The organism is Consotaella aegiceratis, assembly GCF_036541425.1.
Lineage (GTDB): Bacteria > Pseudomonadota > Alphaproteobacteria > Rhizobiales > Rhizobiaceae > Consotaella > Consotaella aegiceratis.
The window spans coordinates 1-21385 of record NZ_JAZHFT010000016.1 but is presented as its reverse complement, the minus strand read 5'-3'; the positions used below and the strand labels follow the sequence as shown (position 1 = coordinate 21385).

Genomic DNA, 21385 nt, shown 5'->3' with positions numbered 1-21385 from the left:
GAACAGGCTGAGTAACCGATAGTCGCTTTGATGCGGATGAAACCCGGCGCGCAGCCACGGCGCCGCGCGCTTCATGCCGGAACGGCATGATCGCCGCAGGCCGAAAGAAAAACGCCGCGGACGCCCCAGAAACGGACGACAAAGCATCTGGATTTTCTTGAAAATGCTGGTCGGAGTGGCAGGATTTGAACCTGCGACCCCCTCGTCCCGAACGAGGTGCGCTACCAGACTGCGCTACACTCCGTGACCGGCGGGTGGGGATATAACCGACCCATCGCCGGCCCGCAAGCGCCAGAAGCCATCGGAAGCGGTCGAATTGTCACGTCGCATCATCTTTCTGGTTGACTGCCTGGAATCCAGCCCCGTTTCGCCAGCCTCCCCATCGGAGACCGGCGAAACGGGCCATGTGGATAGCCGTCTCAGTGCCGAAGCGCCCGCAGCTTGCCGAAGACGATGGGCGCGGCGATGGCGCCGATCAGCAGGCAGCCCATGATGATCGTCACGATGATGCCGGGAATGTTGAGGAGCCCCAGGCCGAAGGTCAGCATCCCGACGATGAAGACCGAGATCACGATCCCCGGAATGGTGCCGCTGCCGCCCATGATCGAGACGCCGCCGAGCACCACCATGGCGACGGCCTCCAGTTCCCAGCCGAGCGCCATGTTCGGCCGCGTCGAGCCGATGCGCGAGGTGAACAGCACTGCCGCCAGCCCCGCCATCGCTCCGTTCAGGACAAAGAACCAGAAGCGGTAGGTATCAACCTTGACGCCGCTGTAGAGCGCCGCCTGCGGGTTGTTGCCATAGGCGAACAGCGAGCGGCCGATCACCGTGCCGTGCAAGAGCACGGTAAAGAGCACGGCGAGCACCAGGAAGATGATGAACTCATACGGGATCAGGTCGAACATGTACCCCTGCCCGAGCACCCAGAAATCGCTCGGATAGGAGGTGTAGGCGCCGTCGCCGAGCACGATGGTGGAGATGCCGCGAAACAGCGACATGGTGCCAATCGTCACCACGATGGCCGGCACCTCGAAGCGCGTGATGATCGCGCCGTTGAAGGCGCCGGCCAGCGCGCCCACGGCAATCCCTGCCGCCACCAACTCGGGAGTTCCCCAGCCGAGCGACGCCAGGAAGCCCATGGCGGTCGACGCCAGCACGATGATCGAGGCGACCGACAGATCGATGTCGCGTCCGATGATGATCAACGCCATGGACAGCGCGATGATCGCCTTTTCGGAGAAGTTCTGCGTCGAATCCATCAGGTTGTAGATGTCGAGGAAGTAGGGCGACGAGAACGCGTTGATGACGCAGATCCCGGCCAGAATCGCCAGGAGCACGAGCTCCCAGCGCCCGACGAATCGAAGCGAACGCTTCGGCTTGGTTCCCACCGGCATGTCCTCCCGATGCTCCACCGCGCTCATGACGCCACCTCCGCCGCGGCCGAAGCCTGCACCTGCTTGAGAATCAGTTTGCCCTTGCGGCCTTCACCGCGCGAATTGAGGATCACCGCCGCCAGGATCACGGTGCCCGAGATCGCCATCTGCCAGAACGGCGAGACGTCGATGATCGGCAGGGCGTTGAAGATGATGACGAGGAACAGCGCCCCGAGCACGGTGCCGGGTACCGTGCCTTTCCCGCCCGCCATCGAGACGCCGCCGATGACGCAGGCCGCCACCGTCTGCAGTTCGAAGCCGAGCGCGACTTCCGTATAGGCCACGGCATAGCGGGCGACCCAGAGGTAACCGCAGAGCCCCGCGATCGTACCGATGACCGTGTAGACCAGCATCTGGTTGTGGGTGTTGTCGATGCCGACATATTGCGCGGCCACCGGATTGCCGCCCAGCGCATAGAGCTCGCGGCCCTTCTTCATGTGGTTGAGGAAGATGGCCATTGCAGCGATCACAAGCACGGCGATCCACACGATGATCGTGATGCCCCAGAGCCGACCGGTGGGAAAGCCGATGAATTGCGGCGCCATCTCGTGGGCGTTGACCCACTGGCCGCCGCTGACCAGGAAGACGGCGCCGCGATAGACGCTCATCGTGCCGAGCGTCATGACGATCGGCGGGATGCCGACATAGGCGATCATCGCTCCGTTGAGCGCGCCCAGCAGCATGCCGAGGCCGATGGCCACCGCCAGCGTCTGATAGACCGGCATCTCGGGAAACGCCTTGGACAGGAGCGCGGTGACCATGCCGGTCAGCGCGATGTTCGAGGCCACCGACAGGTCGATCCCCCGCGTCATGATCGCCAGCATCTGAGCCAGCGCGACCATCGCCAGGATGCCGCTGTCGGTGATGATGGTGTCCACGCTGGCGGGGCTGAGGAAGACCGGCGCCCGAAGCGTGATGAGCGCGACGATGGCGGCGATGATCACCGCCAGCAGGAATTCACGCTGCTGAATGAGCCGCTGCATGGGGCACCTCCGATGCCGGCGTTGCAAGGGTGAGGCCCGTGGCCGTGGCCACGATGGACTCGGCGTCGAACCGGGCTCGCGGCACTTCGCGAACGATGCGGCCGTGCGCCATCACGAGGATGCGGTCGGCCATGCCCATCAGTTCCGGCAGTTCGGAGCTGACCATGACGACCGAGAGCCCCTCCTCCACCAGTTCTCCGATGAAGGCGTGGACGGCGGCCTTGGAGCCGACGTCGATGCCCTTGGTCGGCTCATCGAGGATGATGATGCCCGGCCGCGTGGCCAGCCACTTGCCGATCACCACCTTCTGCTGGTTGCCGCCCGACAGTTCGCGGACCGCCTGCGCGATGCCCGAGCACTTGATCGACAGGCGCTCGGCAAAGCGATGGCTCATCTCCGTCTCTGCCGCACCGTTGAGGAACGGACCCCGGGCCAGTTTTCGCACCGACGGCAGAGTGATGTTGTCGCTGATCGACATCGGCAGGATGGCGCCGCTCTGCTGCCGGTCCTCTGGCACATAGACCACGCCCTGCTCGATGACGCGGCGGGGCGAGGTGTGCGCCATCGGCCGGCCGTGCAGCTGGATGCTGCCGCGCGTCACCGTCTTCAGGCCGAAGATCGCCTCCATCAGCTCGGTCCGCCCCGAGCCGACCAGGCCGTAGAAGCCGAGGATTTCGCCCTTGCGCAGGGTAAAGGAGATGTCGGCGAACTCGGTTTCGTTGCCGAGGCCGGCGACCTCCAGCACCGGGTCGCCGATCATCACGTCGGGCTTGGGGAAAACCTGGGTGATGGATCGACCGGCCATCATACGGACCAGTTCCTCCTCGGTCACCTCGCTGATACGCCCCTGGCCGACGAAGCAGCCATCGCGAAACACCGTGTAGCGATCGGCGATGCGGAAGATCTCGTCGAACTTGTGCGAGATGAAGAGGATCGCCTTGCCGTCCGCCTTGAGCCGCTCGACGATGGCGTAAAGCTCCTGAATCTCCTGCATCGACAGGGCCGCGGTCGGCTCGTCCATGATGATGACCCGGGAATCGTGGGACAGCGCCCGGGCGATCTCGACCAGGTGCTTTTGCGCCACGCTCAAAGCCTTGAGCGGCGTATCGGCGGAAATGTCCGATTCCAGGCTCTTCAGGATCTCGTCGGCGCGCCGGTTCATCGAGGTCCAGTCGAGAAACCGGGCGCGACGATGCAGCAGATGCCCCATGAAGATGTTTTCGGCGACGGTCAACTCGTCGAACATCACCGTTTCCTGGTGCACGGCGGTGATGCCGTTGGCCCAGGCGTCCTGCGTGCCGTGCAGCGTCACCGGCTGTCCGCTGACCACGATGCGGCCCGCATCCGGCCGGTAGATGCCCGTCATGATCTTGACGGCGGTTGACTTGCCGGCACCGTTTTCGCCGACCAGCGCCATGACCTCGCCGGCTCGCAGATCGAGGTCCACGCCGTCGAGCGCCCTGACCCCGCCGAAGTGCTTCTTGACGCCTTCCAGCGACAGGATCGGCGGCGATGCCTCTGTCCTATCATCCATCATACAGCCCTCCCGTCCCTCGCGCGCCGGACGGCCGAGCGCTTCATCGGCCGGCAGTCGGATCTCGCGTATCCGGACGTTGCATGTTCGAGAGAAAGGGCCGGGAGGGCTCAGTTTGGAGGCGAGAGGCAACACCTCCGCGCCCGGCACTCCCGACCAGTTCGGCCGTTCAGAAGAACTTGGCGTATTCGTCGACGTTCGACTTGTCGTAGACGAAGGGCTCGGCCATCGGGGTTTCGCCGCTCTCGCCGATCGTCAGCGTGCCCATGCGGCCGACCGGCACCTCGGTGCCCGGCTCGCCCGTCGCCTCTTTCTTGGCGATCTCGTAGGCCGCGTAGACGGCCGTGTAGCCGAGATCGACGGGATTCCAGATGGCGAAGGTGTCGACCGCGCCGGAATGGACATGACCCGCCATTTCAGACGGGAGTCCCAGCCCGGTGACGTAGAGCTTGCCGACCAGGCCTTCGTCGGTGACGGCCTTGGCCGAAGCGGTGATGCCGACCGTCGTCGGGGCGATGATCGCCTTGAGGTCGGGATGCTTGCGGATCAGGCCGATTGCCTCGCGGTAGCTCTTGTCCGACTGGTCGTCGCCATAGACGACGTCGACCAGCTTGAGGCCCTTGAACTCGTCCTCTTGCTCGAGCTGCTGCTTCATGGCGGCGATCCAGGCGTTTTGGTTGGTCGCCTGGGCGGTGGCCGAAAGGATCGCGATCTCGCCCTCGCCGCCGATGGTCTTCGAGGCCATCTCGAGCTGTTTGCGGGCGATCAGGTCGGTGCTGGACGGTGCGATGTGGATGACACGACCATCCGCCGAAATGCCGGAATCGAAAGAGACGACCGGCGTCCCACGACGCATCGCCCGGCTGGTGATCGGCACCAACGCATCGGGATCGTTGGCCGAGACGACGATGGCATCGACGTTCTGGGCGATCAGGGAGTTGATGATGTCGATCTGGCCTTCGGCGGTCGGGGTCGTCGGTCCGGTATAGATCAGTTCGACGTTGCCGAGTTCCTTCGCGGCTTCCTCGCCGCCGTCACGGGCGGCCTCGAAGAAGCCGTTGCCGAGATTCTTCACCACCATGGCGATGCGCATGTCCTGGGCCGAAGCCGCGCTCGCCAGCATCGATGCGACGGCCAGAGCCGACGCGAAAAGCCATTTCCTACCCATGGATTCTCCTCCTCTTGGGCTGATCAAGTCATGCGGGCCAGATCCTCCCGGTCCGCATCCTCACCGACTGCGACAGCACTTTGAAACCTTCGCCATCGCGACTAAGGCAGATAGAAAACCTCCTTCAGTTCTTCCGAAACCGGACTGTTGTCGGGATTGGCGGCCATCACGTCCGTCATGAAGGCCCACCATTTCTGGCAGACCTCCGTGGACGCGACGGCATCCCAGCGCTCCTGGGATTCGATTTCGACGCTGGCGAACAAGAGATTGCGCTTGGCGTCGAGAAAGATCGCGTAGTGATGCGCGCCATGCTCCTTCAGGACCTGGACCAACTCGGGCCAGATCTCGTCGTGACGGCGCTTGTATTCGTCATGGCGGTCGGGAAAGACCTGCATGACGAACGCTTTGCGGATCATGAGGCTCGGCCTTTCGGTTCCGCCAGCTTCCAGTCCTCCAACGCCATCGCCTCGGGCAGCGGATCGACGCCGAAGCGCTCGGCCAGCGCCATGAGATTCTTGGTGGTGATGGTCTGGCGCATTCCGCCCATGGATAGCACCTTGACCAGGACCTCGGACGCCTTTTCGGCCGTGTCGATCAGACCGAAGGCTTCGTCCAGCGTCTCACCGACACCGAAGACGCCGTGAAACGGCCAGAGCGCCAGCGTATGATGCTCCATCAGCTTCGCGGTGGCGTTGCCGATGCGCTCCGTGCCCGGAACGTCCCATTCCATGGTCCCGATGCCGCGCGGGAAAACGACCAAACATTCGGTGCTGACCTCCCACAGCGCCCGGGTCACGTTGGCGGGCGATAGATCCAGCACGTAGCTCAGCGCCAGCAGGTTGGTGGCATGGCAGTGCATGACCACGCGGTCGACGCCATCGGTAACGCGCTGCCGGGTGCGATGCGACTTGAAATGCGCGGCCAACTCCGAGGTCGGTCCGCCGCCGTCCTTGTAGCCCCACAAGACCTGCACCGAGCCGCCGTCCGGCATGACCCTGACGACGCCCAGATTGTTCTCCGGGTCGAGCTGCACGTTGCGGAAATACTTGCCGGTACCGGTGACGATGAAATACTGGCCGGCCAGTTCCGGGATCGGCTCGCGGATCTGCACGACACGGCCTTCCTGGTCCCAATGCGGCAGGTAGAGGCGCACGTCCTCTTCGGTCAGCCGCATCGAAACGTTGCCGCCGTTGCGTTCGTCCCAGCCCTTGAGCCACATGTCGCTCGTGGCCTTGACCATGGCGGTCACGAACCAGGACTCTTCGGTGTGCATTACCATTTTCAGGCAGCCTTTCGCTCACTCAGCACATCACGTTCATATCGCCTGACGGCATCGAGCCAAGCCAAGCCTACGGGGGCACCGCGGCTGAGACAGTAGAAGTCCCAGACTGCGGTCCAGGGCAGCGACTTCGCCTCTTCCATGAGGGCGAGCCGCGCCGTGAAATCGCCTTCTGCCTCGGCCGCCTTCAGCCGCGCCGTCGGCTCGATCAGCGCCTTGAGCAGGGCCCGGCGCATATTGCGCGTGCCGATGACCCAGGCTGCGACGCGATTGATCGAGGCGTCGAAGAAATCGAGGCCGATCGCCACGCGATCGAGCACCCCGCCGCGAACGATCTCGTTGGCGATCGCCTGCAGTTCGTCGTCCAGAAGCACGACGTGATCGCTGTCCCAGCGGACCGGCCGCGACACATGCAGCAGCAGTTCGCCGACGAACTGCAGCGTGGCGGAAATCTTGTCGGAGATGACCTCGGTCGGGTGGAAATGACCGGCATCCAGGCAGAGCATCGTCTTCCGCGTCGCCGCGTAGCCGAGATAGAATTCGTGGCTGCCCACGGTGTAGCTTTCGGCGCCGATGCCGAAGAGCTTGGATTCCACCGCATCCTTGTGCACGTCGCTCGGCAGAGGTTCGGCGATCACCGCGTCCAAGGCTTCGGCCAGCCGCTCGCGCGGCGCGAAGCGATCGGCCGGCAGGTCCTTCATGCCGTCCGGCACCCAGATGTTCATCACCGACGGCGTGCCGAGCGCCTCGCCGAAGGATGCGCTGATCTTGCGGCTGGCCTGGCAGTGGGCGATCCAGAAGTCGCGCACGGCCTTGTCGGGATGGCTCAGCGTCAGGCCGTCGGCGCTCAGAGGATGCGAGAAGCAGGTCGGGTTGAAGTCCAGACCGACATTGCCCGCTCGTGCCCAATCGACCCAGGCGGCGAAATGCTTCGGCTCGATCGCATCGCGCCCGACCGGACCATCGCTTTCCAGATAGATGGCATGGAGATTGAGCCGCTTCGCGCCGGGGATCTGCGCCATGGCGAGATCGAGATCCGCGCGCAGTTCGGCCGGCGTATGGGCCGCGCCCGGATAGTTTCCGGTCGCCTGGATTCCTCCGGTCAGCGGCCCGTCCGGGTTTTCGAAACCGCGCACGTCGTCGCCCTGCCAGCAGTGCATGGAGATCGGAATCGTGTCGAGCCGCGAAAGCGCCGCGTCGACGTCGACGCCCAGATCGGCATACACATCGCGCGCCATGGCATAGGCAGATCGGATCCGATTTTCGTCGCTCATCAGGCCTCTCCTCCTCACATCTTGGTCGTTGCCCGCGGGAAGGCCCGGAAGCGGGCCCACACCGGCTCGGGGACGGGATTCCGAGCGTTATAGTCCGTCAGCGGAAACGAGCGCCGGATCAGCGCCCGAGCCTCGTCGAGAGATTGCAGCTGGCCCAGCGCGATCAGCTGGACGCAGACATTGCCCAGGGCCGAGGTTTCGCCCGGACCGGCCGAGACCGGCAGCTGGCACGCATCGGCGCACAGCTGGCTGAGCAGTTCGTTGCGGCTGCCCCCGCCGACGATCCGGATCCGCGTGAGCGGCCGCCCGCGCAGGGCTTCGAGCTCTTCCTTCACCTGCCGATAGGAGAGCGCCAAGCTGTCGAAGATGCACCGCGCCAAGGCCGCCGGCCCATCCGGCACCGGCTGATCGGTCTCCGCGCAATAGTCCTGGATCGCCTGCGTCATGTTGGCCGGATTGAGGAAGCGGTTGTCCTCGGGGCAGATCACGCTGCGCCACGGCTCGGCGGAGCGAGCCGCCTCCACCAGATCGGCATAGGCGGGTCGGCCGATTTCGTCGCGCACGCGCTGGATCAGCCATAGCCCCATGATGTTCTTGAGAACGCGATAGCGCCGCTCGTACCCACCCTCGTTCGAGACGTTGAAGCCGCGCGCCTGCTCGTCGGCGAAGGGCGTCGTGCTTTCGATTCCCATCAGCGACCAGGTTCCGGAGCTGATATAGGCTTCGTCCTCGTTTTCGAGCGGAGCGGCTGCCACGGCCGAGCCGGTATCGTGCGTCGCCGGCGCAACCACCTTCAGACCGCGCTGCCCGGCCAGCGTCGCGGCGACGTCACCAAGCACGGTGCCGGCCTCCACGCACGGGGGCATCACGTCGCGGCCGAGACCCGCGACCGCGAGAAGCCCGGCATCCCAGTCGCCGGACGCAACGCTCATCATCTGCGTCGTGGTGGCATTGGTGTATTCGTTGGAAAGCACCCCGCAGAGCCGGAAGTGGAGATAGTCCGGCAGCATCAGAAAATGGCGGGCTCGCTCCATCCAGTCGGGATGCTGGCGCGCCGTCGCAGCCAGCTGGTAGAGCGTATTGAACGGCATGAACTGGATACCGGTGCGCCGATAGATCGACGCCGCCGACAACTGCCCGACGATGTCTTCCATCACACCGTCGGTGCGATGATCGCGGTACGAAACGGCGGGGCCGATCCGGTTCCGATCCGCGTCGAGCAGCACGTAGTCGACACCCCAGCTGTCGACGCCGATGCTTGCCACGGATGCCGAGGCGGCCGCCGCGTGCAGGCCGGTCTTCATCGCCTGCTCGATGGCATCCAGATCCCAGCATTGATGGCCACTGGCTTGGTCCTTGATCAACGGCGTGTCGAAGCGATGCATCTCGCTCAGCGACAGGCCACCGTTGCTCAGGCCTCCGACGATGACGCGGCCGTTGCTCGCGCCAAGGTCGACTGCCACGCATTTGACTGCCATTTCCATCCCGACGGTTCGTTTTCGTCTTTGAAGGCATCATGCCATCAACCGAAGCGGCGATCCTTCGACATTCGGACAGGGATGGCATGTCAGAATGCGCGAAATCGAAGATCGGGACAGAGGCCGCCAGCATGGCAAGGCCTCGCGCCGCCAAGCCCGGAGCCTACGGCCTTTCGCCTGTCTCGCGCGGAGCGCTCGGCCGAATCGCTTATTCCAGAGGGCGGGCCTCGGAGGGCAGCATGATCGGAATGCCGTCGCGGATCGGATAGGCGAGCCGCGCGGCCTCCGAGATCAACTCGTTGGTTTCGCGGTCATAGCGCAACGGTGCCTTGGTCAGAGGACAGACGAGCAGCTCGAGCAGCTTGGGATCGGGGCCCTGATCACTGGTGCGCGACATTGGCTTGTCCTCGGTTCCACCGAAGTCCGCTCTCTCCGGACCGCGGTTCGTCGCCATTATTGGATCGTGTGCGCGTCGCCGTCCTCGCCGGATTCGCGCGCCAGCGCGATTTCGGTGATGGCGACGAGCGTCTCGGCCCGCGTCTTCAGGTCCGCCGCTTCGAGAAGCGCCTGCTTTTCCGCAGGGCCGTAGGGCGACATGATGCAGAAGGCGTTGACCAGCGTTTCGTTCGATGCCTTCGCAACGCTGTCCCAGTCGGCTTCCAGCTGGTTCGCCTCGAGATAGCGCCGGAACACCGCGATCAGCCCGTCGCGGTCGACTTCCGCGGCGCCCGCACCGGTATCGAGGTCGCCGACGAAGCTCGCGATGCGGCAGCGGCGGTAGGGCCGTGCCGCCGCGACCTCCTGGAGGACCCGAAACCGCGCCACGCCATGCAGGCTGACGATATAGCGTCCGTCGCCGGTCTCGCTCAACGACGTGATACGCCCCAGGCAGCCGACGCTGCACAGCTCCGGCTCCCCGGACGCCAACAAGGCGCCATCGAGCCGCGGCTGGATCATGCCGATCAGGCGGTCGTCAGCCATGGTATCGTCGATCATCTCCAGATAGCGCGGCTCGAAGACGTTGAGCGGCAATTGGCCGCCCGGCAGAAGCAACGCACCGGACACGGGAAAGACAGACACCTCCCGCGGGAGATCGGCTTCGACGCTATAGGTCTCGTTGCCCGCTTGAACCAATCCGTGTCTCCATTCAAAGCATCTGGCATTTTCGATCGGGACCGCAGAGCCTCGGGCTCGACGCGCCGCGCATCAGGCCTTCGCCGGCCGCGCCCTGCGTCCCCCGATGCAGGGCGCGGCCGACGTTAGGAAAACAACAGCGTCGACAGCCGGCGCCGGGCGTCCCGAGTGGCCGGATCGGCGGCGCCCCAGGCATCGAAGAGCTCCAGCAACTTGCGCCGCGCGCCGTCATCTTCCCAGCTGCGATCGCGCCGGATGACCTCCAGCAGATGGCCCGCCGCTTCGGCCTTCTGGCCGCGCGCCTGGGCGATCAGCGCCAGATCGTAGCGGGCCTGATGATCGTCGGGATTGCCTTCGATCCTGGCCTGCAGCGCCACCGGGTCGCCGAGACCGGATATCTCCTCGGCCAGTTTCAGCTTGGCCTTGACCGCGGCCACGGCCGGGTCCGACGCCTTGGCAGCCGGCACCTGATCGATGATCGCCTTGGCGTGCGGTGCGTCGCCCAAGGCGAGATAGCACTCGGCCAAGCCACCGGCAGCGGCGGCATTGTCCGGATCGTGCTGCAAGACGGCGCCGAAATACTGGGCGGCGCCGGCGGTATCGCCTGCATCGAGCAGCTTCTTCGCCTCCTCCAGCGCCTCGGCGACCGGATCGGCGCCGCCTCCGGCAAGACGGTCAACGAATTGCCGCACCTCCGATTCGGGCAGCGCGCCCATGAAGCCATCCACCGGCTGGCCGCCGGAAAAGGCGAACACCGCGGGAATCGAACGCACGCCCAGCTGACCGGCGACGGACGGATGCTCGTCGATGTTCATCTTGACCAGCTTGACCTTGCCGCCGGCGGCCCGGACGACGCGCTCCAGCACCGGGCCGAGTTGCTTGCACGGACCGCACCAGGGCGCCCAGAAATCCACGAGCACCGGCTGCTTGCGCGATTCCTGAATGACGTCGGCGGCGAAGCTGGCGGTGGTCGTGTCCTTGATCAGGTCGGCCGGCGCCGCCCCGGACGCCGCGTCGAATCCTGTCAGGCCCGCCGACGGAGCAGAGGGTGCCGGCGATTCGCCGGCGCCGTTGGCGGCCGGTCCGGTCGTCTGCGCGCCGTAGCCGCCGAAGGAGGAACCGTAGGGGTTGTCGCTCATCATGCTTGTCCCGTCTCGCTCGTCTCGTCCGCCTCCAGGGGAACGATCAGCGGCTCGTGTCCGGTGGCCGCGAAGAAGGCCAGAAGATCGTCGCGCCGAATCGTCGTGGTCGCCCCGTTGGTCAGGGGATGGCAATTCACCATATCGTGCACGAGGAGACCCTGATCAAGCACGACGGTCACCGCGCCTTCGGTGTCGTTGACGGCGCCGAACGCGGTGACGGAGCCGGGCTCGACGCCGAGCAGCGCGCGCATGGCGTCGGCATCGGCGAAGGACAGCCGGCCTTTGGCGCCGATTCGCCTGTGCAGTCCCTTCAGATCGACTTCCCGCGACTGCTCGGCCACCACCAGGAAGATCCGCCCCTTCTTGTCCTTAAGGAAAAGATTCTTGGTGTGTCCACCCTCGATGTCCCGGTGAAGCGTCTCGCTCTCGGCCACGGTAAAGACCGGGGGATGGTCGACGGTGGTCGTCTCGATGCCGAGGTCGGCGAGAAAGGCGAAAAGATCGTCGCGGGTCTTGGTCATGATGAAACGAACCGTCGGTCGGACACGGCTTTCGTCTTAGGCGGCTGAAGCCTCCGGCATCAAGGGGGCGGCGTTCGAAAGCGGCGCGTTGGCGCGGCTCTTCGGGGGAAGGAAACGCCGATCCATCGGACCTGCGCATTTTCTGTTGCAATCAGCCGGTCTTTACGCCATATAGCGCCCGTCCGCGGCGCTGGCCGCCGCGCGGAGCGGGCGGGTGTAGCTCAGGGGTAGAGCACAACCTTGCCAAGGTTGGGGTCGTGGGTTCGAATCCCATCGCCCGCTCCAAAAACATCCTTATAAATCAATTGCTTGTAACTACGTCGGCCGCCTTCTTGCTGCTTTGAGTCGATGCCGAGCACGGCATTCAATGCAGATTCGAAGCAGTTGGGAGAAAGTCGCTGGATAGCGATGCGCACATTCGGCGCTTTGATTCAAAGCCGGATGGCCAACTAATGTCGGTCGGTCATCTTCGGCAAAAGGAGCAAGGAAAGGTTCCCGTCCGCCCGCCAACGGAGAGCCGCCAGTGTCCCGATCACTCGCTCTTTGTGTTTTTGAGGCATTGCGAGACGGATTTGATCCGTTCGGCTTGTCCAGATCCGGTAGTGCGGACTGGCTTCCAGCCGAAACTACGAATCTGGGGGTCAGGAGTTCGAATTTCTTCGGGCGCGCCATTCTTTCAAGGACTTAGCTGGGCTTCGCAGACTAGACCCGTTGGTTAGTCTGCGGTTTAGTCTGCGCAAATCGCCTTGAGGTGGGTAGCGGCCGGGCCTCGGCGCATGGAAAATCAAGTGGTGAGAAAGCAGCCTATCTGAGGGCTGCTTTGCTGCGTAGGCACTGCATAGGTTTTCAGCAACTCACGCGACGGCGTAGATGTGCGCTCCGTTCCCATGCTCGTTCGCGGCAAGGCGACCAAGAGCGGCGGCGATCTCCAAAGCGAGACGCGATACAGTATGATCGATGACCGCCCCACGCCAGAGATTGGGCGCCTGGGTCATTGCGGACGCATCCGCCGCCAGATGGACGAGAATGACTTGGCGGTTGAGGAATCTACGCTCGCGGCGAAGAGCGATCTGGTCGCGACGGACGGACAGGTGATTGCGATGGGCGATCCAGAAGAACAGAATGGGCCTCTTCATCCGCACGATCGGCCTCGCACGGGCAAGGACTAAGATCGGCATGACCAACCTCGTCTACAACATCAAGCGCCTGATCTTCCTGAAAGAGACGGCGGCGGCAGCATGAGAGGCCGGCAGCCGGAAGAGGTTCCGTATCGCCGTCGTGCGTGCCCGTGTTAGCACTCGACCGGTCCCGACCGGGCTTCACGCACTCAATATCGCCTCACCCCCGGAACTCCCGGCGTTGATAGAACCGACCAACTGGCGCCGTCCGGGATCTTCGCCTTGCGCCGACTCCACGCATGATCACGAGTGGCTGTTATCGATTTTCTGGCGTGATCTTCATTCTCTGGTGTAATTTTCTTTGGATAGATGCGCTGCAGTCGTCGACGCCCAAAAGGCAGATCATTCCATCCACGCGCCACCGCTAACGGTTAGGGCAATGCCGGTCATGAAATCTGCCTGTGGGGAGGCCAGGAAACCAACAACGCCAGCCACGTCCTGTGGCGTCTCAATGCGACCGAGCGGCGTATCCTTGATGTAGAGGGCTTGCACGTCCTTCTCGGAGATGCCACGCAACTCGGCCTCCCAGGCAATCTCGCGAGTCTGCATGGAAGTGCGCACATAGCCTGGGCACACGGCGTTGACAGTGATGCCCTCGCCAGCAAGTTCGGTTGCCATCGCCTGCGTCAGGCCCACCACTGCGAATTTTGACGCAATATAGTGGGCGAGGAACGCGACCTTGCCGGTCTTGCCGGCGACGCTGGCGGTATTGATGATTTTTCCACGGAGACCACTGGAACGACGCTCCTGCGTAAGCATCTGCCGAGCGATGGCTTGGCTACACAGGAACGCGCCCTTCGCATTCACCTCGAAGTTCTGGTCCCACTCGCGCTCGCTGATGTCGACGAAGCGCTGCATACTGCTGACGCCGGCATTGTTGCACCAGATATCGATGCCCCCTGTTTTGGCGACGATTGCCGCAACGGCTGTGTCGATGGAAGAGCGGTCCGTTACATCCAGCTTGATGGCGCGCATGTTGCGCTGGACGGCTGCGGCCTCGGCCTTGGCGGCATCACGGTCGCTGATGGTGACTGACGCACCAAGTGCACTCAGTGTCTCGGCGATAGCGAGGCCGATGCCTTCGCCCGCGCCCGTCACGACGGCGAACTGGCCACCGAGGGGGAGTGAAGCACTCATTCTGGACTCCTTGTCGCTGGAGGAATGGAGAGGAATTCGATCGAGTCAAACAATTTTGTAGCCCAACTCTGACGTTGGTACAACCTAATCGAGGCGCTCAAAGTTCGATTCTAACATATTTCAATCATTTCCTACCACCCCGACCCCGGTTTGGTTGGCTTCGCCCAGAACCGAGCGAGCCGCCTCGCCCTGGTCATGCACTCAGAGCGTCCACGACCGAGGAAGAGCAGGATGGTGGATGTTGTGCCGACTGGCAAAACCAGGCAAGGCTGTCCCCGATAGGCAGCTGACGGACAAGACATGACATTCGCGCGTAGGGAACGGCAGAGGGCGTTACTCGAACATTTGAGCGAACGCGGCACGGGTAGCATCGCCGCGCTCTGTAAGCAGTTCGACGTTTCCGAGATGACCATCCGGCGCGATCTCTCAGAACTCGAGAAGGAAGGCCATTTGGTGCGCACCCACGGTGGCGCAAAGCTGATGGAATCCTCGTTCTTCGAGGTCTCCTTCGCCGACAAGAACACTCACTTTATCCACGAGAAGAAGCGTATCGCGCAGGCGGCAGCGCAGCTGGTCGCCGACGGCGACAGCATCATCATCGATTCCGGCACGACCACGGGCTATTTTGCGCGCGAACTGACCGAGCGGCGCGTCACGGTCGTGACAAATGCGCTCAATGTTGCTGCGGACCTCATCGACAGCCGCCAGATCGACATCCACTTTTCCGGCGGGGCTCTTAGACGCGTGTCAGTCGCGGCGGTGGGCCTTACCGCCGCGCGCTTCTTCGAATCCTATCGCTGCGACCGCTTCTTCATGGGCGTGGAGGGTATCGACGAAGCCGGCACGTTGACCGTTCCGGACGTGCAGGAAGCGCTGGTCAAGCAGAATATGATGCGCGCCGCCCGCGAAATCGTCATCCTTGCCGACCATTCCAAGCTCGGTCGCAATTCGTTAGGCGTCATCGGCTCGCTCGAACAGGTCAGCACGCTGATCACCAGCCGCGAGGCGAACCAGGAAATCGTAACCCGGCTCGAACGCTATACGCGGGTGATTACCGTCTGATCAGGGATTACCGCTGACCGGCGAGTGGAGCCGAGATCGGTGATGCCGACCGACGCCCGATGACTCAGCTCGCGCCATCGCTTGCCAGGGAAGGCCGCGGCGTAGGCAAGTCTTCGCGCTTGCTCAGCGACCATGGCGCCTTCCGAGCATCCCAGCGCTCGTGATCCTTGCTGCTGGCCTTGCCCTCGGCGGTTCGATGGGTTTTGCTCGCCCCGACTCACAAATGTACGGGCGTCTGCGGAAATCCCCCGAAATGCGTGCACGTGAGGGCTGCGGCGTCCCTTCCTGCTTCAAGGCATTGCTGAAGGCTCCCGCCCGAAAGACGCCTGGCGATGAAGCCCGCAGCGAATGTGTCGCCAGCTCCTGTGGTGTCGGAAATCTCGACGGGCAAGATTCCCGTCTCGGCCACGATGACGCCGTCGGTCGCGACACTGCCCATGGCGCCCCGAGTGACAACCGCAAGTGCGGCGCCCTGCGCGAGATATCGCTTCGCAAGGTCAAGGGCGGCATGGGGTTCGGAACCGGCCGAGCCGAAGGCGATCGTCAGTCCCTCACAGCCAGGATTGACGGTGATGTCCTGGGAGACGCTGACGCCTGCGCTCCCGAGCCGGCGCTTCAGGTCTCCGCCGTCGTCCAGCCAGCCGATATGGACATGGCTCATCGAGAGCAAAACCTTGAAATCGGCCTCGGTCGGCCGGTAGACGCGGCAAACGCCGAACTCCTCGAAGGCGATGATGCGGTCGCCGCTTTCGTCGATATCCAAGTTGGTATACGCGGTGACGCCTTCGGTGATCTGGACGTGATCGGTGTTGAGGCCGTTATTCCTAAAGCAGTCAAGCATCCGGCGGCCATTGTCGTCTGTTCCCACGGCACCGAAGTACGCAGTGCGGAGGCCCTGCTTGCGAAGATGGACCGCAACGTTGACAGCGTTGCCTCCGATTGCCGCGAGTCCCACCGGCGGCAGATAACGATCGATGCAGTTATCACCAACCGTCGCGACTTCGAACTCAGGCATTGCGTGTTCCTCAAGATGAATGACGAGATGGGCTTCGCCGGACTCGTGCGCCAGCGTTCGCAGCACAGTCAAACACCGCCACGTCGGCCGGCCAATGGCTTCCGCGGCTTCGTGAGGCGGCCCGCTTCATAAGAAGGGACTCACGTCCATGTCCTCTATGGCCGTTCAACTGAGCGCTGCGCCGCGCCGGCATCCGCAGAATGCGCGGCCGACGGCGAGAACGCATCGACAAGCCCCGAAAAATCGTTGCATGAGCTGCAAGAGAGCAAGAGCTCGAATAGAGGCTTCGACTCGGCCTCGCTCAAAAGATTCGCCGCACATGCCGCGAACTTCGCAAGCAACGCCGAATCATTGAGCGGACTGCCGGCGCTGCCCGGAACTGCGGGGCAATACGTTTCGAACCGCCTGCCATCGCGGAGAACGAGCGCCACGCGGGACGCGACGGAAATGCCGCTTGGCCCTCGCGGCAAAGCGCAATCATGGATGGCCTCGACACGCTCCATCATCTGCAGCACAGTCGGATCCTCTAGCGCTGCATCGGTGAATTGGCTGATCCCCACCCGACCGAAGACCGCCGCCGCTGCCAACGCGTATGGCAGACTGAACTTTGCCTGAGCCGGGGTCTTAGGCCGATCATAGACCAGGATGCCGAAGACTCCCGGGTCGATGTGGCACGCGATGCGCTCGATGTCAGCAGCATCGACATGATTTTCGCGAGCCAGTTCGAGAACACCGCGAATCGCACTATGGGGAGCCGTGCAGCAGGGATAGGCCTTGATGATCATGCCGCCAGCGGAGAACCCGTAGGGCTTGCCGAAGCTGCTGATGGCGGTTTTCAGGCGCGACAGGTCGCCTCCCTGGAGTGCGACATAACCCTTCGGCCCTAACAAGCTGCCGGCTGCAGACTGAAGGCCCGCCGCGGCGCATTCAGCGGCAAAAACGCCGTTGGCAACCGCCTGACCAACCTGCAGCGGCTTGGTGTGACTGCCAAAATTGCTGCGGATGCCGCCCGCGAACGAGGCTGCCATGCCGAGTGCGCTGCGCATGGCTTCGACATCAAGACGAAGGAGACGTCCGGCAGCTGCACAGGCGGCGAAGGTTCCCAGCGTCGCTGTCGAGTGCCAACCGCGCACATAGTGGCTCGGGTTAATCAAACGGGCGATAAACGTCGCCAACTCGGTGCCCGTGAGATAGGCTCGGAGCACGGCCGCACCCGCAATTCCTGGTTCACTGTCGCCGACGATCGCCGCAGCCGTCATCGCCGTGACTGTCAGATGGGCCATAGTGATGTCCGTTTCGTCGTCGTCGAAATCGTGCCAATGAGCAGCATAGGCGTTGATGAGACCGGCCTCGCGCAGCGACACCCGCCGCCGCGTACCCCATATCCGAGCTGATCTGGATGCGCCTGAAGCGTTGCGGCAGAGCGCCGCCAGGACACCGACAGACGGCTCTTCGGCCGCGGCGAAGGCGACCCCGACCAAATCGGCGAAATGGCGGGCAGCCTTTTCCATTTCCGCTTTGCTAAAGTCCGGAGCCGCGCCGCAGACCATCTCGGCGAGAAGGTGTTCATGATCCATATGATGCTGATCCATTGGCCCTGCCTCCAGGCGTCGGGATAGTCGGTCACCTTGCTCGCGTCTGCCCGGCTCGACAGCTTGTGACCGCCGACCCGGCGGCGAGCGATGTCGCCTCGGCGGCTGCGACGTTGGCCATCGGCACTGACGCGCCGTCGAGGATGAGTGTCCGCCGCCACCTGGATCGACGACAGACATGAGAAGTCTCAGTACGAGACGCGCTTGTAATACCGGCGTGTCACCAGCGGATGGTTCCGCATGACTTCCAGATGGGCGCTCACACGTTCCAGAACGGTGGCAAGAACGATCGGAGACACCAGGCCGCGCACCTCGGCAGAAATGCCGGGGAGGGCAAATTCTTTGCTGTCGAGAATCGTGAACTTATCGGTATAGCTGGGCGCGAACTTTTCAACCCGCTCCGCAAGCGGGCGAGAGGCGTCCTCGCCCTTGAACAGCACGACGCTGACACCCTTTTCAACAAGCTCAAGGGTGCCATGGAAGAAATCCGACGAGTGGACCGGGCGGGTGCGGATCCACTGCATTTCTTCGAGAATGCAGGTGGCATAGTACAGTGCGGAAGTCCAGGTATTTCCGCCACCTGTAAAGATGTGATAATCCGATGCGGCGATGCGCGAGGCGAATTCCTCGGCTTTGGGCTCGAATACGCGTTTCACTTCCAAAAGCAGCTCGGGAAGGCGCTTCAGTTCCGCGACGATGCTGGCGTAATGATCAATCTCGTTCCGGAACTTCATGATCGACAGGGCGACCAGGAGCGACTGCAGGTAGAAGGATTCGCAGGACGTGTCGTCTTCGGCGAAATTGACAAACGCCTGATCGCCACCCTTGCCCAGAGGAGTTTCCTCGTGGCCGACGAAGGTGAAGATGGTTGCGCCGATTTCCTTGAGTTTAGCGAGCATCGCCACGCTTTCCTTCGTTGTACCGGAAAGCGAGGGCATGATGACAATCGATTTACTCGTTAGGTTTGCGGAGCCTGCGAGAATAAGCTCGGCCGGGTAATCGATGAAGACCGGAAATTTCGAACGGCGTTGCAGCAACTGATAGGAGGGCTGCATGAGATAGGCGACGCCGCCGGTTCCCAAAAAGAAAAGGTTCTCTGCTCCCGAATCGAGCGCTGACGCAATGGCGTTGTCGATGCGCTCGGCGAGAGCAACGGCACCCGACTGGATGCGCACGAAGCGAGCCTCGTCAAAATTAAGCATGGCAAGTTCTTTCACGTTGCAAGAAAAGAAATCAGGCCGCGAGTGCCTGGATGGCGTCACGAAGACGCTGGTTAGCGAGATCGAGACCACGCCGACGGGTCATGACGAAATCGATGTCTTGGCTACGCTTCTCCGCCAAGGCCGCCAGCATCCGCCGGACCTCGGAAGGCGCGGTGCCACCAAGTGTGGTGCGCGCATGGACGGACCGCACCGGATCGAGGCAGCCGCGGACAAATTCAGGCGTAATCGCCAACGCGCGACCGAGTTCTTGCTCAGCGGACGCGTTGATGGTTTCCTCCGTCAATCCGCTCGCATCGAGCCCGGCGTCGATCGCGCGCTGCACCGCGCCGCCGACGACGTGGTGCGCCTCTCGGAACGACAGGCCGTGTTGACGGACCAGACCGTCGGCAAGATCCGTGGCGGTCGAGAAGTTTTCGTAGCACTTCTGCTCGAGTCGACCCTTTTTAAGCTCGATGCACTCGAAGACCAGCCGAAGAAGCTCCATTCCATCCACGAAGAGACCCAGCGACGGCCATGCGTCATAGATGCCCTCGCGGGTGCAATCCAAGCCAATGGAGTAGTTACTGCCCTTGATGTTCGCCAGGGCGCCGCTCAGCGCCCCGATGCTGCGCCCAGCTGCTCCGCGGAAATACTCCAGCGCGAACATGTTCTTCTTTTGGGGCATGATGCTGGAGGTGCCCGCAATCCTGTCCGGGAAGGATATTGTCGCGAATTCGTGCCAGAAAGCACTTCCGGCATAAATCGATCACTATCCCTGTTTGAGAACGGGGAGCTGCCTTCTATCCCTCAACATCAAGGGAACGAATTATACGATTTCCCAGCGGACGCCGTCAGCCCAGGCGATCTGCCCGTCCAGATGCAGCGGCGCCTCCGCCACCATCCGGTCGCCGTCCCACAGATACGCCGTGCCGACCACAGGCGGGCGGTCCAGCGCCGCCCCGCCCGGCGTCTTCTGCCAAGTCGAGAGTCGGCCAATTTACTAAAATAATCGGATTAGTCTAATAGAGAAATTACCCTAGCTTCCCCAATAATTCTAGGAACCCCTATTAGAAACGATTTTCTTCCTCTGAAAACAGCGACGGATTCTTTATCGAGAAATAATAAAAAACCTTTGATAATCATCCCTGCCTCAATGGGAACATTTTTATCAAAATAAAATCGAAATTCACGAAATTCGCTTTCCATTTTGGCCATAAGGGGAACATATCCTAGTGCAAATTTATTCTTGGGCCCCCCCTCTTCGATAGAGTAGAATCTTGCTTCGATAGCCATGTCGGGAAAAGATGGAATTTCGATCGTCATCAGAAGGGATCCAAAAATATAGGCTTAACATTCGGCAGAATTTCGTTTGGAACAGCAATTGCATCCACTCCTCTATCCACCGTTGCTCGCATTTCGGGCGTCAATAAAGATCGGTTTATTTCTCCCTTGACAACGATGGTCTGGTTTGTCTCGCCAAGGCGTTTTGCCATTTCACCGTATTGGCGCGCTCCAGCCTCTGTTGACGAAAAATATTTACTTTCCAATCCCCCTGGCGACGGAGTGAATTGACCAGTTGCCTGTATCGAACGAGCTTCCTGCGGACTGACAACACGATAGAGTGTGACGTTATCTGCGCCTCCGGCCGCTGCTAACCCCAGCGGATCCACCCACACCGTCGGGTTCTGTACATAAGCCTGGGGCCGATCCCCGCCGGCGAGGCCGATGGGGTCGGGGCTGGTGTAGTGGCCGGTCAGGGGATCGTAGTGCCGGTGGCGGTTGTAGTACAGACCCGTCTCGGCGTCCTCGTACTGGCCCGGAAACCGCCACGGGCAGGCCAGCGCGTCCGGCGCGCGGGCATGGGCGGGCTTCATGGCGAGGGCGCCGCGCACCTCCACCGCCCGCACCGCGCCCCAGACGTGATGGTCCGCCGCCCACACCAGATGCCCGCGCGCGTCGAACATCTCCTTGGGCGTGCCCAGCGGATCGGTGACCACGGCCAGCATCTCGCCGCCGGGCAGCTCTTTCGCCAGAAGCTGGACACCTCGAAGAACCGACGTTTTGGCGGCATTGAAGAGACGTCATTGGTGATGGCGGCCCGATTTGGGCTTGATCGGTGTGGCTTTGCGGCACTTGGCGCTCATCCGCCATTGGAACTTCAGACCGGTGGCGATTTTGCCGTCATGCGGGCGCACCTCGCCCCTGATGCCAGACGAAGCGGGTGAGATTGTAGGCGAGATTGGCCATGCCGAT

The 21385-nt window shown here is 62.7% G+C and carries 21 protein-coding genes, 2 tRNA genes and 1 pseudogene; 3 read left to right on the top strand and 21 right to left on the bottom strand.

The features are described from left to right. Positions 1 to 167: 167 nt before the first annotated feature. From SMD10_RS12530 to SMD10_RS12470, 13 genes are all read right to left on the bottom strand, one after another. Positions 168 to 244, bottom strand: a tRNA-Pro gene (locus tag SMD10_RS12530). A 175-nt stretch (positions 245 to 419) separates the two neighbouring features. Next, on the bottom strand, positions 420 to 1421 hold the full coding sequence (locus SMD10_RS12525) for an ABC transporter permease (protein WP_331686035.1): 1002 nt from the start codon (positions 1419 to 1421) through the stop codon (positions 420 to 422). Next, positions 1418 to 2416, bottom strand: a complete 999-nt coding sequence (locus SMD10_RS12520; RefSeq protein ID WP_331686034.1) for an ABC transporter permease — start codon at positions 2414 to 2416, stop codon at positions 1418 to 1420. The genes SMD10_RS12525 and SMD10_RS12520 overlap by 4 nt, the downstream gene beginning before the upstream one ends. After that, the gene (locus SMD10_RS12515; RefSeq protein ID WP_331686033.1) at positions 2391 to 3953 is read right to left on the bottom strand and encodes a sugar ABC transporter ATP-binding protein; all 1563 of its coding nucleotides are present in this window, start codon (positions 3951 to 3953) and stop codon (positions 2391 to 2393) included. The genes SMD10_RS12520 and SMD10_RS12515 overlap by 26 nt, the downstream gene beginning before the upstream one ends. A 166-nt stretch (positions 3954 to 4119) precedes the next feature. After that, positions 4120 to 5118 (bottom strand): rhamnose ABC transporter substrate-binding protein, encoded by a 999-nt coding sequence (gene rhaS, locus SMD10_RS12510; RefSeq protein WP_331686032.1) that lies wholly within the window; start codon positions 5116 to 5118, stop codon positions 4120 to 4122. Between the two features lie 101 nt (positions 5119 to 5219). Continuing rightward, a complete protein-coding gene (gene rhaM / locus SMD10_RS12505) occupies positions 5220 to 5534 on the bottom strand; it encodes an L-rhamnose mutarotase (RefSeq protein WP_331686031.1) in 315 nt (104 codons plus the stop codon). Then, positions 5531 to 6397: a rhamnulose-1-phosphate aldolase gene (gene rhaD, locus SMD10_RS12500; protein WP_331686030.1), complete on the bottom strand. Its 867-nt coding sequence runs from the start codon at positions 6395 to 6397 to the stop codon at positions 5531 to 5533. The genes rhaM and rhaD overlap by 4 nt, the downstream gene beginning before the upstream one ends. Before the next feature lie 2 nt (positions 6398 to 6399). Then, a complete protein-coding gene (locus SMD10_RS12495; protein WP_331686029.1) occupies positions 6400 to 7671 on the bottom strand; it encodes an L-rhamnose isomerase in 1272 nt (423 codons plus the stop codon). Positions 7672 to 7685: 14 nt separating this feature from the next. Beyond that, positions 7686 to 9134 (bottom strand): rhamnulokinase, encoded by a 1449-nt coding sequence (rhaB, locus tag SMD10_RS12490; RefSeq protein WP_331686028.1) that lies wholly within the window; start codon positions 9132 to 9134, stop codon positions 7686 to 7688. Positions 9135 to 9357: 223 nt separating this feature from the next. After that, entirely contained in the window at positions 9358 to 9546 is a 189-nt protein-coding gene (locus tag SMD10_RS12485) for a Trm112 family protein (RefSeq protein WP_331686027.1), read from the bottom strand. Positions 9547 to 9602: 56 nt separating this feature from the next. After that, positions 9603 to 10283: an LON peptidase substrate-binding domain-containing protein gene (locus SMD10_RS12480; protein ID WP_331686026.1), complete on the bottom strand. Its 681-nt coding sequence runs from the start codon at positions 10281 to 10283 to the stop codon at positions 9603 to 9605. A gap of 125 nt (positions 10284 to 10408) precedes the next feature. Continuing rightward, positions 10409 to 11422: a thioredoxin gene (trxA, locus tag SMD10_RS12475; RefSeq protein WP_331686025.1), complete on the bottom strand. Its 1014-nt coding sequence runs from the start codon at positions 11420 to 11422 to the stop codon at positions 10409 to 10411. Then, a complete protein-coding gene (locus SMD10_RS12470; RefSeq protein WP_331686024.1) occupies positions 11422 to 11946 on the bottom strand; it encodes a prolyl-tRNA synthetase associated domain-containing protein in 525 nt (174 codons plus the stop codon). The genes trxA and SMD10_RS12470 overlap by 1 nt, the downstream gene beginning before the upstream one ends. A gap of 210 nt (positions 11947 to 12156) precedes the next feature. Here SMD10_RS12470 and SMD10_RS12465 point away from each other — a divergent pair. After that, positions 12157 to 12231, top strand: a tRNA-Gly gene (locus SMD10_RS12465). Positions 12232 to 12800: 569 nt separating this feature from the next. Here the strand turns inward: SMD10_RS12465 and SMD10_RS12460 are convergent. Further along, on the bottom strand, positions 12801 to 13082 hold the full coding sequence (locus SMD10_RS12460) for a hypothetical protein (protein ID WP_331686103.1): 282 nt from the start codon (positions 13080 to 13082) through the stop codon (positions 12801 to 12803). Between SMD10_RS12460 and SMD10_RS12455 the strand changes: the two are divergent. After that, positions 13048 to 13188: pseudogene (locus tag SMD10_RS12455) on the top strand (IS5/IS1182 family transposase); the annotation flags it as partial. The gene SMD10_RS12460 and the pseudogene SMD10_RS12455 overlap by 35 nt on opposite strands. A gap of 278 nt (positions 13189 to 13466) precedes the next feature. On the opposite strand, the gene SMD10_RS12450 reads toward SMD10_RS12455, so the two are convergent. Beyond that, entirely contained in the window at positions 13467 to 14261 is a 795-nt protein-coding gene (locus SMD10_RS12450) for an SDR family NAD(P)-dependent oxidoreductase (RefSeq protein ID WP_331686023.1), read from the bottom strand. A 300-nt stretch (positions 14262 to 14561) separates the two neighbouring features. Between SMD10_RS12450 and SMD10_RS12445 the strand changes: the two genes are divergently transcribed. Further along, positions 14562 to 15323 (top strand): DeoR/GlpR family DNA-binding transcription regulator, encoded by a 762-nt coding sequence (locus SMD10_RS12445; RefSeq protein WP_331686022.1) that lies wholly within the window; start codon positions 14562 to 14564, stop codon positions 15321 to 15323. 217 nt (positions 15324 to 15540) lie between these two features. Here the strand turns inward: SMD10_RS12445 and SMD10_RS12440 are convergent, their stop codons facing one another. From SMD10_RS12440 to SMD10_RS12415, 6 genes are all read right to left on the bottom strand, one after another. Next, positions 15541 to 16338, bottom strand: coding sequence for a PfkB family carbohydrate kinase (locus SMD10_RS12440; protein WP_331686021.1), 798 nt, complete (start codon positions 16336 to 16338; stop codon positions 15541 to 15543). A 155-nt stretch (positions 16339 to 16493) separates the two neighbouring features. Further along, a complete protein-coding gene (locus SMD10_RS12435; RefSeq protein WP_331686020.1) occupies positions 16494 to 17930 on the bottom strand; it encodes an MmgE/PrpD family protein in 1437 nt (478 codons plus the stop codon). Between the two features lie 188 nt (positions 17931 to 18118). Beyond that, positions 18119 to 19132 (bottom strand): SIS domain-containing protein, encoded by a 1014-nt coding sequence (locus SMD10_RS12430; RefSeq protein ID WP_331686019.1) that lies wholly within the window; start codon positions 19130 to 19132, stop codon positions 18119 to 18121. Between the two features lie 31 nt (positions 19133 to 19163). After that, positions 19164 to 19799, bottom strand: a complete 636-nt coding sequence (locus tag SMD10_RS12425; protein ID WP_331686018.1) for a lyase family protein — start codon at positions 19797 to 19799, stop codon at positions 19164 to 19166. 347 nt (positions 19800 to 20146) lie between these two features. Continuing rightward, on the bottom strand, positions 20147 to 20455 hold the full coding sequence (locus tag SMD10_RS12420; protein WP_331686017.1) for a hypothetical protein: 309 nt from the start codon (positions 20453 to 20455) through the stop codon (positions 20147 to 20149). Beyond that, complete coding sequence (locus SMD10_RS12415) at positions 20455 to 21138, bottom strand: RHS repeat-associated core domain-containing protein (RefSeq protein WP_331686016.1); 684 nt, start codon at positions 21136 to 21138, stop codon at positions 20455 to 20457. The genes SMD10_RS12420 and SMD10_RS12415 overlap by 1 nt, the downstream gene beginning before the upstream one ends. Positions 21139 to 21385: the final 247 nt, after the last annotated feature.